Genomic DNA, 15,057 nt, shown 5'->3' with positions numbered 1-15,057 from the left:
GGTGTTTCGCGATGTTGATGCGCACTGACCCGTTCCGCGAGATGGACCGGATCGTCCAGCAGCTGTCGGGGACGTCCGGGACCTGGTCGAAGCCGTCGGTCATGCCGATGGACGCCTACCGTGAGGGCGAGGAGTACGTGATCGCCTTCGACCTCCCCGGAGTGAGCACCGAGGCGATCGACATCGATGTCGAGCGGAACATGCTGACCGTGAAGGCGGAGCGCCGCCCGGTCGCAAAGGCCGACGGCGTGAAGGTGGAGCTCTCCGAGCGGCCCCTGGGCGTCTTCTCCCGCCAGATCGTCCTGGCCGACACCCTCGACACCGAGCGCATCGAGGCGGACTACGACGCGGGTGTGCTGACCCTGCGGATCCCGATCGCGGAGCGCGCCAAGCCCCGCAAGATCAGCATCGGCGGCGAGAGCGGCCGCAAGCAGATCTCCGGCTGACCCTCCGTACCAGCCGGCAGCGGAGGGCGGGGGAGAGCCGATTCCCCCCTCCGGCACCCCGCCCTCCGCACCCCTCTACAGGCCTCTTCACCCCTCCCCGGAGGTGACGTGATGTCGATGCGCAGGGAGTCGTTCCTGGCTCACGTCCAGGAACGCGGCGAGTACGAGACGCCAGCAGAGGCCGATCGCGTGGCCCGCGTCGTCCTGGCACTGCTGGGCGCACACCTGGTCGGCACCGTACGGGCGGAACTCGCCGCCCGCCTTCCCGAGACCTACGCCCTGATCCTCCTGAACCCCCTCCAGGCCGCCGAGCCGCTCTCGCCTGAACGCTTCGTCCGCGCGACCGCGGCCTGGATCGAGGGCGCCACCGAGAAGACGGCCCTGTGGGACATCGGCGCGGTCCTGTCCACAGCGGCCGCCGCCGCGGGCGATGTCCTCACCCGCGAGGTCCTGCTCCAGCTCCCGCACGGCTACGACCTCCTCTTCGGCCACCCCCAGCCCACCTGACTAACCAGACCCCTGACCTCCACCGGCCGGCGGCCGGACCCTTCGCAGAGAAAGGCAGCCGCAGCATCATGTACGACCAGCCTCGACCGAACCGGGCCACCCCCGCCATGACGTTCGAGCAGGTGCTGGAACGCGTGCGCTACGAAGGCGCCTACCCCAACCGCGAACGCGCCGCAGAGGCCGTCCACCACGTCCTGGCCGCCCTCGGACGCCAGCTCACCGGCGACGAACGCGTCGACCTCGCCCAGTGCCTGCCCGTCGAGGCCGCCCTCACCCTGACCGCCCAGATCCCCGACACCCGTCACCTCACCGGCTGGGGCTTCGTGAAAGACCTGGCGGCCCTCACCGGCATGAGCCCGGCCGTCGCCCGCTGGGACACCGGCGCCGTACTCGCCGTCGTCGCCCGCCTCGCCGGCCCCGACCTCCTCGCCCGCATCCTGCGCCGGCTCCCCGGCGGCTACGCCCTCCTCTTCGGCCAGGCCGAACTGCGCCAGCCCCAGTTGCGCGGCTCAGCCGCCTGAGGGCTCGGCACCGCCCCCGGACACACGCGTGGCCGGGCCGAAGTGTGGCCCGGCTTCGGCTTGAAGCACTCCTGCCGGTGACGCTGTGATCGGACCACGACTTCGACGTCCGTCTGATTGGGATTCCGCTTGTGCGGGCAGACGGCCGCGCAAGCCATTCGTGCAGGGGAGGAACGATTTCATGTCTCAGATCGCCACGGCCGCCATTCCCGCCCTGGAGACCGCCCCGGATGCCTTCACCCGTGCCGAACCCGCAGCCCCCACGGGGCAGCTCGCGGAGCCCCTGCCGCGGATCGACAACGCCCGTGAGGTGGCGCCGGCGGACGCGCGGGAGCTGTCGCGTCTGTTCCTGGTGCGGCTGAGGGAGCTGGAAGAGGGGACCCGGGACTATCAGTACGCGCGCAGCACCCTGATCGAGATGAACATCTCCCTCGTCCGCTTCGCGGCCCGCCGGTTCACCGCCCGCATCAACGCCGGCATCGAACTCGACGACCTCATCCAGGTCGGCACGATCGGCCTGATCAAGGCCATCGACCGCTTCGACCCCGACCGCGAGGTCGAATTCTCCACCCTCGCCCTCCCCTACATCACCGGTGAGATCAAGCGGTACTTCCGCGACACCACCTGGGCCGTCCACGTCCCCCGCCGCCTGCAGGAACTCCGCGTCGAGCTCGCCAAGTCCCAGGAGACCCTCACCGAGGTTCTCGGACGTGCACCGAGCGTCAAGGAGATCGCCGAGCACCTCGAACTCTCCGAGGAGGACGTCATCGAGGGACTGGTGGCCGCCAACGGCTACACCAGCGACTCCATCGACTCGGCCACCGGCGCCACCGAGCGCACGGCCGCACGCCGCGAGGGCCGCCCGCTGAGCGACACAGCCGGCGACCTCGACCCGGCCATCGCCCTCTTCGAGGACTTCCACACCCTCGCCCCCCTCCTGCGCGCGCTCGACGAACGCGATCGCAGGATCCTCCGGATGCGCTTCGCCCAGGAGATGACCCAGTCCGAGATCGGCGCCGAACTCGGCATCTCACAGATGCAGGTGTCCCGCCTGCTCACCCGCATCCTCACCCACCTGCGCACCGGCATGCTCACCGCTTAGCCAGGCCGACCACCGTCGACCCGGTCACAGCGGGACGGGGCTTCAACCGTCCCGGATCCCGCCAGCTACCGGCGTCTTCCGGTCGATGCCAAGCGCGTGGGCCTCTTCTTCGGGGACGCGCGCGGCAAGGCCCCAGGCCGCCGCGATGACCTTGCTCAGCTGCCGGACCCTGCGCGCCGCGTCCGGCCCGAGCTCGCCCCCGTGGCTACGCCGAACAGCACACGGACATGGGGCGGGGCCGGGACCGCTCCTGCGGTCCCGGCCCCGCCCCATGACGCTCAGTGCTTGAAGACGTCCTTGACCTTCTCCTTGGCCTCGCGTGCGTCGCCCTTGGCCTGCTCCGCGCGGCCTTCGGCGGTCAGCCGCTCGTTGCCCGTCAGGCGGCCAGCGGTCTCCTTGAGCTTGCCCTTGGCCTGCTCGCCCTTTGCTTCGGCCTTCTGCTCACCAGACACAGCTGATCACTCCCTTTTGGGTGGAAACGCCTTACGCAACCCCGTATGGCCGCCGCGAGCGTTCTTAAACGGAGTCGGCGGCGACGGGGCCGCTCGCCGACGCGTTACCGGGGGAGGAGTGCGCGGACGGTCTTGCCGCCTTCGGGCCCGGGAGTGACGACGGTGGCGAGGGAGAGGTCGTTGACCATGTGCCAGCCGAATCCCCCTGTCCCGTCTACGAGGTCGGGGGTCCGTGTCCGCGGCAGCCGTGGGCTGGGATCCTCGACGGCGACCTCGATGCAGTGGGGATGCGCGGTCAGGCGGAGGGTGTAGGCGCCACCGCCGTGGCGCAGGGCGTTCGTCACGAGCTCGGAGACGACCAGGACGACCGTGTCGGCCTGCTCCCGACCGACGGCCGGCTCCCCGAGGGCCTCGAGGAACCGCCGAGCGGCCCGGCGCGCCTCGGCGACGGCGGCCAGAGGACGAGGAGCCGTGCGCCTGGCGCTCGTCGTGGCCATAACGCCCTCCGGGCCTGTGGTCGGGATCCCGCCCTGCCTGCCCGGTCGTTGTGCCCCTGGCCGCAGCAGTTAAACCCCGACGGCACTCGATTATTTTGAAGACACGGACCTAAAAATCTATGTCGGTCGGAGTAGACATTGGGCTGTGACGTGGTTAAGGTTTCTCTCGTAGCCCAGTCGAGAAGGGCCCGGCAGAGACGAACTGCCGGGCAGCAGTACCCGCAGTGCAGGTAGTTGCAGTGCGCAGGACGGTGCGGTGGTGGAGTTCCGAAGCCGGGATTGTGCAGGATGGTGACGGGGCTGACGGCCGGACCGGGTGGCCCGCAGTGATCAGGGGCCGCCGTGAGCAGTACCGCAGTTAACGCAGTGGTGAAGTTGGCAGTACCCAGCAGTGAAGTCAGTGAGCAGTACCTCGGTGAATGGCGTCGGCTGCGGGCGCGCGCACCGGGAAGTTCGGCAGTGGGGTTCTAAGCCAGAGCAGATGCAGGATGGGCGACGGGGCTGGCTGCCGGAGCGTGGCGCTTGGTCAGGCCGCGAGCAGTACCCGCAGTTCGCAGTACCAGTAGTGCCGAGTGGAGCAGTACCCGCAGTTCGCAGTATCAGCAGTACGGCAGTTCCCTGCAGGTAAGTAGTTGATCACTAGAGGGAAGAACGGAGGAGTTGGGACGCCATCAGGATCGCCCGGACGCCACGCGAGTCCGGGTACCGCAGGACATCGATAGCGAGGTGGTCTCCGGTCAAGCACCGCGATCCCCGCAGCACTCGTTCCCGTTCGGACGGGTCAGCGGAAAACAGTAGCCCGGCGCCGTATCAGGGCCGGCAGATGGTGTAACTGTTCCTTCGGGGGCCTGGTGCCGTACGGCACCAGGCCCCCTCCACGTGTTCCACGAGAGAGGTTCGATGACAGCAGATAGTCCTACCGGCCCGCTCGGCGGATACCTGGACGACGACGACTTCCCCGCCTACACGATGGGCCGGGCCGCCGAGATGCTCGGCACCACCCAGGGCTTCCTCCGCGCTCTCGGCGAAGCCCGCCTGATCACCCCGCTCCGCTCACCGGGCGGGCACCGCCGCTACTCCCGCTACCAGCTGCGCATCGCCGCCCGCGCACGCGAGCTCGTGGACCAGGGCACCCCGATCGAGGCCGCCTGCCGCATCATCGTCCTCGAAGACCAGCTCGAGGAAGCCCAGCGCATCAACGCCGACTACCGCCGCGCCGCCGAATCGGCGAACCCGAACACCGCGGCCTGAGACCCACCGCGCCGGCCGCCGGCGGGCTCCGGTATCCGCGGACCGGCCGCGCTGCCAGGTGTCCCAGCCTGCGCCTGCGCCTGCGTGGACGCGGACCGGGAGCCGGCCCGCGCCGATGCCGTGCTCGGTCAGCCAACGCGGGCGGCTCGGCCGGTGGCCTGCGCCGCGCGGCGAGAGCCTCGCGCTCCTCCACCGTGTTCAGCGCTCGGTGCGGACGGGCTCGCGTCCCACAGACCTGAGGGGTCACCGCACATCGAGAGAGACTGGAGCCGTTGTTCCTCGGCCAGGAAGCGCGCCCCTGGAACGTTCTGGTCGAGCATGCACATGGCGGTGAGCGCCGCATGGCCTCAGGACACGTCACGGAGCGACTCCGAGACGGTTCCCTCCACCAGCGTCCCCATGTCCACCCTCATCCCGTTCGAGCAGATCGACAGGCTACAGAGCGGGCCGAGGAGCGCGGTTTGACGAGTTAGGCGCTTGAGGTGTCCGGATGGCCCCGTTCGCTGGCGTGGCTCTCCGCCAGTTCAACCGGGTGGTGCGTGCGCTGCGGTGCGAAGGTGCCGATATCGCTCCGCGAGGCCGGCCGTGGGGTATTCCGCTGGAGGACTGTGGGCTGATCGTCACGAAAGTCATCCGTCAGCATTGAACTGACGAACTCCGGAGTTCTCTCGGCTGCCTGGAACATCTGCTCCGTAGGCGCCACCGCGGCCCGGACCACCGCCGCGGTTCGCCCACCCCACCGCGATTCCACGGCGGACGGCCGGAGCTCGGGCGGGGTTCGGCGGGCAAGACATCGGCGGGGGATCGCGCCGACCTGGTCATGAAGCAGACCGCCATCCGGAACGCTCGTTTCAGGGGCGCTGCAAGGCTCTCGCAGGATCCCCGCTGAATGCACTGGTCAGCGCGTGCCACGCTCGCCGCCCGGACCCGTTCGCTCCGGAGGAAGAGCGCCGGAGCGAGACGGTCGTACCCGCTGTACTCGCGCGGCATCCTCAATCGGCTGGCACTTCACTCTGACCCTGAAGTCCAGGCTGCCGGTCTTGGTGCGGTTGCCGTGCATGTGATCGGACTCCGTCGACGGGGGTTGACCGGGTCCTGAGGTCGAGTTGAACGGTCTGTAGGGGGCTGCAGTGCTGACGTATCACAAAGCCATGACCACCGATCTGGGTGTGCTGACGACAGCCGCATCCAAGTGGGAGGAAATGGCGGGTGAGCTGAAGAAGGTCGAGACGCGCTACGGGGCAGCGTCCAGAAGATCACCCTGGGCGGGAGCTGGTCCGGTGTCAGCTCCGGTGTCGCCCAATCGAGTTTCGCGGGGACCCGGTATGAGTTCTCCGCCGCACAGATCCAAGCCAAGGCGATCGCGAGTCTGCTGCGGGGCGCCTACGAGAAGTTCACCGAGCTCAGAAAGAAGCTCGAAAGCGCCCGGGACGATGCGGTAGCCGCAGGCATGACCGTCTCCGAGCAGGGCCAAGTCGCCTTCGACTACGCCAAGCTCACCCCTGCTGAGCGCAGCGCCTACCACCATGACCCCGACGGCGAAGCCTCCATACGCACTGCCGTCACCAAGTGGCAGAACCACATCGACGACCGCGTGAAAGCCCTCTCCGAGCTCGACGAGGGTGTGAAGGTCGCCCTCGGCCGGGCCAGTGTCGACAGCAACAAGGACGCCTTCGGTAAGGGCGCCGACGAAACCCTCAGCGGATTCAACGCCGGCGCCGAGGGCGATCTGGCCAAGGCCATGAAGCCCGATGAATCCAGCGTCGGGACGAAGCCGGACAGCAAGACGGGCGTCACCGTCACCGGGCCCAAGTACGGCAAGGAAGCCTCGGTCAAGGCGTACGCGGACCTGTTCCACGAAACCGCGAAGGGGTCGATAGCCGAGGGAGACCTGACGCTCTCCGGGACCGCCGACATCTACGGCGGGGCCAGAGCCACCGCGAACTTCGGATTCACCGACCAGGGCCTTTCCTCCAAAGCAGAGGCATCCGCAGGAGTACGGGCACTGGCCGAAGGCCGGGCCGAGTACGGCTATGTCGGGCAGTACGCGCGGGCGGAGGGATTCGCCGGCATCGAGGGCAGCGTCAGCGCCAAGGCCACGAAGGAGGAGGTTTCTGTCGGTGCGAAAGGGTTCGTGGGCGCCAAGGGAACCCTCGCCGGAGGCGCCGAGGCTTTCGGATTCGGCGTCGGTGTGAACGCCGAGGGGTGGGCGGGCCCCGGTGCGGAAGCCTGGTGGGGTTACAAGAAGGACAAGGAGACCGGCGTATGGAAGCTGGGCGGTGACGCGGGTGTCTCTCCCCTGCTCGGCGGCAAAGTGGGACTCGAAATCACCGTTGATCCGCGCAAGGTGTCCAACGCCGTCGGCGACGCCGCCGACGCCTTGGCCGACCTGTTCGACTGATGTACGTTTCCGTGGAAAGGGGGCTCTGAATGCCCACAGAACTGCCCGTGCCCATCGAATTCCGGTTGCCGGAGGGCTGGCTCCCGGCCAAGCCGAACGGGGTGGACGCGGAGGATGTGGCCTTCGCCGCGGTGCACCCTGATCCGGATGGTGGATTCGCCGCCAGCATCGCCGTCGACGGCGGGTTCCTGGCCGAGGCCGAGACGCTGGACGGGCTCGCCGACGCATCGGCGGAGCGACTGCGCAACGGTGCCTACGCGGCAGAGGTGACCCACCGCCGCGAGGCCGGCTCCCCCGACGCACCGGCCCTGACCCAGCGCCTGGCCCTCACGACCACAGCCGGCGGCGTGCGCCGTGACCTCGTGCAGTCCCAGGTGTACCTGTTGCTGCAGGACGTCGTGGATCCGCACAAGCGTGCGGTGATCCGGCTCGCCCTGACCGCCACCGCCGCTCAGCACGACGCGGTTCTGGGAGCGTTCCAGGATTTCGTCCGCAGCGTGCGTCCGGACACCGGGGCGGAGGCGTAGCCGTGGGCCGCATCACCGACCGGTGGACCGGGACCAGGTACCCGCGCAGCGGTGTCGCAGTACGGCCCGCCCCGGAGGTCCGGGCTGCGCTGCTCGCGGTCAACGGCCCGGACGTACGGTTCGTCGTACGCGAGGGCACCCCCAAGGAAGGCGCCGACCTGGTGGCGGAATTCGAGTATCCGGCGCTGGACCTGACCCTCAGGACCCGGATGCGTCTGAACCCGGCGGCGCGCGAGGTGCGCGCCCTCGAGGAGCGGTGGGAGCCGTCGGCCGACGGCGCCCGCAGGCAGTACGGCCGCGGACCGGCGGACACGGTGTACCGGCAGTGGGAGACCACCACGGGGCCGGACGGCCGCCGACACAAGGCCGAGACGTTTCGCTTCAGCACCCAGGACATGAGGAACCCCCTGCAGCGAGCCGTCCTCAGCGCCAGCTGGACCTGGCGCGGCGTGCTGCTCAAGCTTTGACGGTGGTGACCGGGCCGCAAAGGCGTCCGAGGGCCCCAGGGCGGGATGCCATGAGCAGTATGTGCCTTGACCGGACACGAGAATGCTGCCCCGGCACTCGAGGACAAGGTCGTGCAGCACGGGCAGCGGGGCCGTCTCGAGGACCTCCAGGGCATCGACGGTGAGCCCGGGCCGGCGCGCCCGGTGCGTCGGGGGCGATCCGGTGGGTCTTGGTGGTGGGCGGGGTGCGAGGGCGGGGGGTGTACTGCGCGCGGAGCAGCAGCTCGCAGTTGTGCTGCTGCTGGCCGGGCGTGAGAGGCAGGGCTCGGGGCCGGTGCGGTGCCAGAGCGGCGAGGGCGGCGGTTTCCGGGGAGGCGAGGGCGTGGTCGACATCGCGGTAGGACGACATGCTTGGGTCTCGTCTCGTCTCGTCTCGTCTCGTACGGGAGGGAAGGCCCGGGACAGGCGAACAGGGTCATAGGATTCGTTGGACTGTGAAAGACACGCGGGCTGCCAGTGCAGTTCGGGCCACCGCGAAGCGACCCAGCGGGCTTCGTTCGCTGCTGAGTGGGACAAGCCGATGTCCTCGGCCCAGCGGAACAGCGAGCCCTTGACCGTGAACAACTCGTCGCCTCTGTCCTGCGGGCCCCGCTCCCGCATGGGCTCGATCTTCAAGGCGTAGTCCCGAACGCAAACTGGCCCCGGGTCTGGGCTTCAACGATTGCGCGCAGTTCCGCAACGATCTGCTCGTAACGGTCGGCGCTGACGCTGCCGACCCGCACCCCGGCCCTCCACCTGCCTGGTCCGGATGCGAGCGGTCCGGGGGCTGGGCACATCCGGCGGCGATCAGGGCCGGTAGGGCCGTGGGGGCCTCACTCTGCAGGATCCGGGTGGCCGCATCCTCGCATTTTCAGCCAGGGGGACGGCTGAACGGGATATTAGGAGGAGGAACTGGGTTGGGGTCTGGGTCGAGGCGGATACCAGATTCGCAATTTTTCATCCACTCGGCGTCGCACTGATCGGTTCCGCCTTTTCCGTCTGCGACGTCCATGTCGGCTCCGCCTTGCAAATAGTCGGGGCCCTCCCCACCCTCGAGGTAGTCGTTCCCTTGTCCGCCGCTGAGCAAGTCCCCGGCCGGACCATCGGCGTACAGTTTATCCTCCCCCGGACCTCCGATGAGCGTGTCCTTTCCCTTGCCGCCGTACAGGGTATCGTTGCCCGATCCCCCGTAGAACCAGGTGCGCTCCTTGCTTTCGTTGCTCATCCAGTCGCTCTTGTCCCCGCCGGATACAATGATGCCGCGAACTCCGTCAGTAGTCGATTTGAAGAAGGCGTGATCGAGGACGATCCACCACCCCGTCAAGGGTGTTTGCACTTCGATTGGGCGCTTTCCCCTATCGAAGATGATAATAAATCGGTCGCCATCGTTGGCAACCACGGGGTTAATCGATACGCCCGGGCTGGCGCTGACTTTCAGTACCCCATTTTGTAGTGTGATGTATATAGGGTCAGCTTTGTCCGCTGCCGCTGCTTGGGGCTGTGGCGAGGTCGCGAGGTGCAGTGCAGTGATGACGGCCACTCCGGCCAATGCAAGGGCCCTGGTTCGAGGCGCCATTGACGTCCTCCCTGATTGCGCGCAGGCATCAGCGGCACTCGCCGATGACCCTGCTGTCTGGGTAGACGGGACGCAGAGGTTCGGGCGGGCACATCCCCCGCTGCTGCGCTGTAGCCCGGTGCCTGCGAAGGCCCCCAATACAGTCTCCCAGCTCTGCGCACAGACGACCAGTCAGCTATCGGCGCACCGTCATCGATCGGAGGCGTTCTCATCTGCTGCCGATTTCAACAATCGGTCGGCCAGCGCGGCGAAGCCAGCGCTGAGCTGTTTGTCAGCGACTCCGTGTGCATATGACTGGAATGCCAGGGCCGCCTGGGCCTGGACAGCTGCCACCAAGGTGTTGTGCTCGATAGGGCCGAAGCGGCTGAGAGGCGGTGAAGGCCAGTGGCGCGGCCAGGGGAGGCGGTCGTCGACAGGGGTGCACCAGTCGTCCCCGACCTCCTGCAGCACTTCCTGTGCGTTCTGGCCTGCCGCTTGGACCGCGATCGCCGTGGTCGCCACGGAGTTGACCGTGCTCTGGATTGCCAGCCGCAGCAGATCGCGCGGTGGGAGCGGCTGTGGATTGAGCCTCGTCTCTGGGTCAGGGTTTGCGGAATGTACCACTTGAGCGGCGAGCACGGGTTGGTGTGGGTGCAGGATCTCCCACAGCCGAGGATCGAGGTGAGCAATCAGTTCGAGGATTCGGGCGGTCTCCGATGCGGACACGGCTGTCACGTTCTCCTTCGCTCAAATACACAACTGGGCACGACCGTATGGATTCGGTGCGGAGCAATCACGCATTGCGGCCAACGGGAGCGGGCCGGGCGGCGGGCCCGGACAGAAGCCGTCGCACGACCCCGCCTGGCCGCCGCCCCCGTCGCCCGTGCGCTGCTCCGGCCAGGGTGTCCCGGATCTCCTTGAGGCCTTCCAGCTCGGTGATCTCGACGATGTCCTGGACCCTTGCGGGCCTTGCGGCACAAATCAGCGCTTGCAATACGCGATGGCAAAGCCAGTTCGTGGTGCCGAAGCAGTGTTTCGGAATCGGACCTGCCAACTGTCGCCGAGGTTGTCGGGGCTACCGACATTGATCCGCTTGGACTCCAATAGCTCAACCCCGCTGCCCAGCTCGAAGCCGCCGGAGATCGCCTCATGGCCGGGCGTGCAGATGGCCGTGCTCGCCGCAGTTTCGCCCGGCAACACAGTTGTGGTTACTGCCCTAACTTCAATGAGGCTGACGGTGCCAGCGGTACCCGGCGGTCCAGCAGGCCCCTGTGGACCAGTATCGCCTTGAGGTCCGGCAGGACCCGCAGGACCCTGAGGTCCGGCAGGCCCCTGGAGACCAGTCTGGTTCCAGGAGACCTGGAGCTCATTGGCTCGGCACCGCTGTCCGGCCTCGAAATCGATGACTCGTAGCAGTCCGGTACTCGCGGCGTAGCAGCCGGTGTAGACCCCGCCGGAACCGGGGATGTCGGCGTGCGCCACGCCGCCGAGCAGGCTGGCGGCCAGACCCAACGCGGCGGCCGCGATCGTGCCGGGCCTGGTGGGTCCGAGACCAGCCATGGCCAGCGGCAGGGACGGACGCGATCGCCGACCACCGAGGGCTGGATCCTTCGCTCGGAAGTTCTGCCAGGACATCAAGAGACCCCTCATTTTCGCTACGCGCTGCGACCAACGGCCCGGTCCGCTGCCAGGACATGCACCCAATTGGTGCCCCGCGACCTGGAGGGAGCTGCCGTTCACCAAGCAAGATCCACCATTCGGCCTCCGCACGGCCGATGTCACGACCAGGGACCACCGAGAACAACACGGAACTGCCCGAGGAGTCACCACCGAGACCCTCATGGCCTCGCTCGGCGAGCAGATCGCCAACTGCGGGGAGGGCTGGCACACCTGGGCCAATGAGCCGACGCAGCAAGCCTGGGACACCGTCCGGCCCTGGGCCGAACGGCAGGTCCGCCGCCTGTTCCCCGGCCTGACCTGCCGCGTTCAGCCGGACCGGCAGTTCCTGCCGCCCACCAGCTGAGCCACTCACCGGTTGGGTGGCGGCCCGACAGCCGCCGCCCGCCTCGGCGACCCCTGCCGCACCCGCCCCGAAGGGCCACGCGCGCCCGACCCCAGGAGTGCCAGCATGTCCATTACCCCCCACCTCCGAGCAGCTGCCCCGTCTCCGCCGCCGCGTCGTCTACCGGGCCGGCGCCTCCAGCACCGTCCACCGCTTCCGCCACGCCGCCGCGCGCCTGGAGGCCTTCCGCACCGGCCGGCAGTGGCACGTCGACCAACTGATGCCCCGCACCGCTCCGGCGCCCCGCGAAGACGTCGTGCGCTGCGCCATCACCCTCGCCGACGCCGTGCCCCAGGCGGGCGCCCGGATCGGCCTTCGGGCAGTCGCGGCGCCCGACCGAACGGACGACACCCTGCGCGCGTACGCCGCCGCGGGCTGGGACGTCGTCGACCCCGCCACCGGCCGCACGATGGCCTGGGCCCGCCGCCACGTCGGCGACCCCTACCCCTAATCCGTGGTTTAGACGGACAGTGGCGCGTGCTCCCCGGCAAGGCACCTCCGGCCGCGACGAACGCGCCACCCGAAGCGGTGACGATCGCGCCACCGCTGCAACGCACCCGTCCGGCCGTGCAACACCGGCGCTGAAACGTGACCCAACAGCTGTCAAGGGGCCGTGTTGCACCACCATTTCGGTGCCGGAGGACAAGCCGAAGGCCCCGGGGGTCACGACGCCCCAGGGCCTCCACTTCGCTGACCTCCCCGCTCAACGACGGGCCGCGCAGCCTGTCACGCCCAGTCCACGCCCAGCTTCGCGAGGGCGGCGAGCTGGTCGGCGGTGAGCTTGTCCCGCCGGCTCTTGGCGTTGGAGACCCACACACCCAGCTTCACGACGATCGGCTCCGCCTCACCGTCGACCGTGATCTGTTCGCCGTGGGCGCGGGGGACGGGCCGGTGGGTGCCTTCTCGCTCTACCCATTGTGTGAGGGCTCCCAGGCCACGTTGGAATGCCTGCTGTGCCTTGCTTGGCCCCTTCGCCGCACGGCTGGCTGCAGGGGCGGGAGGGGGCGTCTGGTTGGGCTGTACGCCGAGCTTGGTTAGCCGTGCCTGCTGTTCGGGCAGTCCCAGTCCTTGTCGACCGAGGTCAGCTGCGCCGCGGGCTCCGCCGCCCGGTCCGGGTCCCTCCCGAGCCCGTTCTTCGCGCCTTTCCGGCGGAGGTTGGCCATGTGCTGCCCGATGGGCACCATCGTGTCGTCCTCGCCCCACATGGCGTCTTGCCGGGGTGCGAGGTGTCCGGTGGCCCGCCGGTAGGAGCGGAGCGCGGCGAGCTTGGCCTCCCACGCCTCCTCGCCGGGCTCCCACAGCATTCCGGCTTCCGGCGCGTCCAGGAGGACCTTGCGCCGGTCCTCGAGCTCCCCGGCCCTCAGGGCGGCTTTGCGCTGTTGGTGTACCCACCGGCCAAGGGGGGAACGCCTTGGTGACACCGACCTCGGCCTCCACGTCGTACGGGACGGCGTGGAGGCCGGTGATCTCGTTCTCGGCCCGCCGGCTGATGAGCGGGCTGCAGCTACGTTGGCTCACTGAATCTGCGCAGTTCCTGGGTAGGGCAGCCGTTTGACCTGTGGATCTTTGAGTGTGAGTGCTGCGCAGGTTCAGTGAGCCGCGATACGAGACCACGGCGAGCCTGATCCCAGAGGTGCCTCGTTCCAAAGTAAATCTGGTGGTAAAAATGAAGCAAGGCGGGAGACTGAACCGCCGTGGAGATTGGAGTACGAGGCACGGGCCGCCGGGAGATCTTTACGCGACCGCCGTCGGGGCGCTGATGAGGCGCCACTCGGGGGGCGGTTGCCACACTCCACCTGGGGTGCGCCACACCTCTACAGGGCGGACAGTACGGAGCCAGTGGTTGCGGCGCGGCAAAGCGGAATTTCCAGCGGCACCGGTGGCGGCGAAGACGCCGCCACCGGTCCAGTTAGCCCGACGGTCAGATGTAAGTTGCTGACCATTCGGAGTAAGCTGCAGACTAAATTTTGGGCCCTGCGGGCAGAGTGGAGGAATGGAAGACGCTCTGAGGAGGCCGGCGAGGTCTCGTAGGAGGAGACGGTTCGAGGCCGTGCACAAGTGGTCTGCCACGGCTACAGCTGTCGCGGCCCTGGCTATTTCGTCCTTTAATTTCGCCGAGCTGCAGCGTCAGCCGGACGTCGACCTGGAAATTCCTCATCTCTTGCGTCTCGAGAAGCTGGGAAATGACGTGCGGTTCTATGTGCAGCCGACGATTTCCACCAGGGTCAAGAGCGAGGAGGTCGAGGTAATCCGTGACGCGCGCCTACAGCTTACCCCAACTGTCTCCGTCTCTTATTCGAAGCGTCCGGTCTTCTACTGGAGAGAGAGCGTCGTATGGTATTACGAACCATCTTCGGATACGGTTAATAGTCGCTGGAGTGGCGATCCAGCCCCCTTTATTGTCAGCCAGGACAAACCTCAACAGCCGTCATTCGAGTTCCGGGCTAACAATTGGATGTACCAGGCGGGCCAGTACGAAGGTTCTCTGGAGCTAATTCGTTCAGGGGCCCATAAGGCCTTGACCAAGAAGTTCTGTCTGATTATTTCCGAGTCAGCAGTCAATGAGCTGACGAACCCAGAGCCACCCGATCAGACGATCCGCTTCTTCCGCAACGATCTTCCTAAGTTTGCCTCTTCCAGCTGCTTCCGTAGGGACACGGATTAAGAGATCAACTTGGCCCGCCCAGATGAATGCGACTGTGGCGGATACTGGTCATGAGTCTTGTGCCGGACAGTACGGAGCTCTCTGAGTTACCTTCCAGGGCTAACCCCCTTTACTGTCACCTGCCCGCGGAGCGGGCAAGTCCTGGAGACGGAGTGGGAAGGACCCAGGTGGGGGAGCGGAGCGAACCCCCCAACGAGCCGTAGGCCCCGACCTCGTGAAACGGGGTCACTCAAGCCTGCGGAGCAGGCTGTTCGGGGTGGAGTGAAGCGGAACTCCGAACCAGTCCGGAGCGAAGGGCAGGACACAGGCCCGAGGGGCCGGTCGTAGGATCGCGAAGCGGTCCGTTGCCCGAGCGCAGCGAGGGCGGTTCTCTCTTGTGCGCGCAGCGCACAAGAACCCGTAGCGAAGCGGAGGGTCAGCTCCCGAAGGGAGCTATGGGGGCGCGAAGCGCCCCCGGTCTCTCCTAGGCGCGCAGCGCCTAGGTACCCGTAGCGAAGCGGAGGGTTTGGCGCCGCAGGCGCCACCGCTGAGCGAAGCGAAGCGGTTCTCTCCCAGGCGCGCAGCGCCTGGGTACCCGCTCCGCGGG

15 protein-coding genes and 1 pseudogene are annotated in these 15,057 nt (G+C 67.8%); 11 read left to right on the top strand and 5 right to left on the bottom strand.

Annotated elements, in window-relative coordinates; genetic code table 11:
- The first annotated feature begins 11 nt into the window (after window positions 1-11).
- The 4 genes from ACFY1T_RS21790 (at window position 12) to ACFY1T_RS21775 (ending at window position 2,576) form a co-directional block, all read left to right on the top strand.
- Complete coding sequence (locus ACFY1T_RS21790; RefSeq protein ID WP_390789594.1) at window positions 12-446, top strand: Hsp20/alpha crystallin family protein; 435 nt, start codon at window positions 12-14, stop codon at window positions 444-446.
- A 111-nt stretch (window positions 447-557) separates the two neighbouring features.
- On the top strand, window positions 558-953 hold the full coding sequence (locus tag ACFY1T_RS21785) for a DUF2267 domain-containing protein (protein WP_390789593.1): 396 nt from the start codon (window positions 558-560) through the stop codon (window positions 951-953).
- 68 nt (window positions 954-1,021) lie between these two features.
- On the top strand, window positions 1,022-1,474 hold the full coding sequence (locus tag ACFY1T_RS21780; protein ID WP_390789592.1) for a DUF2267 domain-containing protein: 453 nt from the start codon (window positions 1,022-1,024) through the stop codon (window positions 1,472-1,474).
- A 181-nt stretch (window positions 1,475-1,655) separates the two neighbouring features.
- Window positions 1,656-2,576: a SigB/SigF/SigG family RNA polymerase sigma factor gene (locus ACFY1T_RS21775; RefSeq protein ID WP_390789591.1), complete on the top strand. Its 921-nt coding sequence runs from the start codon at window positions 1,656-1,658 to the stop codon at window positions 2,574-2,576.
- Between the two features lie 278 nt (window positions 2,577-2,854).
- On the opposite strand, the gene ACFY1T_RS21770 is transcribed toward ACFY1T_RS21775, so the two are convergent.
- Window positions 2,855-3,028 (bottom strand): CsbD family protein, encoded by a 174-nt coding sequence (locus ACFY1T_RS21770; protein ID WP_078848521.1) that lies wholly within the window; start codon window positions 3,026-3,028, stop codon window positions 2,855-2,857.
- Window positions 3,029-3,132: 104 nt separating this feature from the next.
- Entirely contained in the window at window positions 3,133-3,525 is a 393-nt protein-coding gene (locus tag ACFY1T_RS21765) for an ATP-binding protein (RefSeq protein WP_390789590.1), read from the bottom strand.
- 900 nt (window positions 3,526-4,425) lie between these two features.
- Between ACFY1T_RS21765 and ACFY1T_RS21760 the strand changes: the two genes are divergently transcribed.
- The 4 genes from ACFY1T_RS21760 (at window position 4,426) to ACFY1T_RS21745 (ending at window position 8,171) form a co-directional block, all read left to right on the top strand.
- Entirely contained in the window at window positions 4,426-4,776 is a 351-nt protein-coding gene (locus ACFY1T_RS21760) for a MerR family transcriptional regulator (RefSeq protein ID WP_390789589.1), read from the top strand.
- A 1,450-nt stretch (window positions 4,777-6,226) separates the two neighbouring features.
- Window positions 6,227-7,177 carry a hypothetical protein gene (locus ACFY1T_RS21755; RefSeq protein WP_390789588.1) on the top strand — a complete coding sequence of 317 codons (951 nt, stop codon included), beginning with the start codon at window positions 6,227-6,229 and terminating at the stop codon, window positions 7,175-7,177.
- Window positions 7,178-7,206: 29 nt separating this feature from the next.
- Window positions 7,207-7,704, top strand: a complete 498-nt coding sequence (locus ACFY1T_RS21750; protein ID WP_390789587.1) for a hypothetical protein — start codon at window positions 7,207-7,209, stop codon at window positions 7,702-7,704.
- Between the two features lie 2 nt (window positions 7,705-7,706).
- Complete coding sequence (locus tag ACFY1T_RS21745; RefSeq protein ID WP_390789586.1) at window positions 7,707-8,171, top strand: hypothetical protein; 465 nt, start codon at window positions 7,707-7,709, stop codon at window positions 8,169-8,171.
- A gap of 889 nt (window positions 8,172-9,060) precedes the next feature.
- Here the strand turns inward: ACFY1T_RS21745 and ACFY1T_RS21740 are convergent.
- A complete protein-coding gene (locus tag ACFY1T_RS21740; protein WP_390789585.1) occupies window positions 9,061-9,729 on the bottom strand; it encodes a hypothetical protein in 669 nt (222 codons plus the stop codon).
- A 225-nt stretch (window positions 9,730-9,954) separates the two neighbouring features.
- A complete protein-coding gene (locus ACFY1T_RS21735) occupies window positions 9,955-10,470 on the bottom strand; it encodes a hypothetical protein (protein WP_390789584.1) in 516 nt (171 codons plus the stop codon).
- Window positions 10,471-11,584: 1,114 nt separating this feature from the next.
- Between ACFY1T_RS21735 and ACFY1T_RS21730 the strand changes: the two genes are divergently transcribed.
- A complete protein-coding gene (locus ACFY1T_RS21730; RefSeq protein WP_390789583.1) occupies window positions 11,585-11,767 on the top strand; it encodes a hypothetical protein in 183 nt (60 codons plus the stop codon).
- A gap of 97 nt (window positions 11,768-11,864) precedes the next feature.
- Window positions 11,865-12,257 (top strand): hypothetical protein, encoded by a 393-nt coding sequence (locus ACFY1T_RS21725; protein ID WP_390789582.1) that lies wholly within the window; start codon window positions 11,865-11,867, stop codon window positions 12,255-12,257.
- Window positions 12,258-12,532: 275 nt separating this feature from the next.
- On the opposite strand, the pseudogene ACFY1T_RS21720 reads toward ACFY1T_RS21725, so the two are convergent.
- Window positions 12,533-13,300, bottom strand: a pseudogene (locus ACFY1T_RS21720) (helicase associated domain-containing protein); the annotation flags it as partial.
- Window positions 13,301-13,856: 556 nt separating this feature from the next.
- On the opposite strand from ACFY1T_RS21720, the gene ACFY1T_RS21715 reads away from it, so the two are divergent.
- Complete coding sequence (locus ACFY1T_RS21715; RefSeq protein ID WP_390789581.1) at window positions 13,857-14,471, top strand: hypothetical protein; 615 nt, start codon at window positions 13,857-13,859, stop codon at window positions 14,469-14,471.
- Window positions 14,472-15,057 lie beyond the last annotated feature (586 nt).

It is taken from the genome of Streptomyces sp. NPDC001194 (assembly GCF_042896985.1).
Taxonomy (GTDB): domain Bacteria; phylum Actinomycetota; class Actinomycetes; order Streptomycetales; family Streptomycetaceae; genus Streptomyces.
This window is presented reverse-complemented; position numbering and strand designations above follow the sequence as displayed.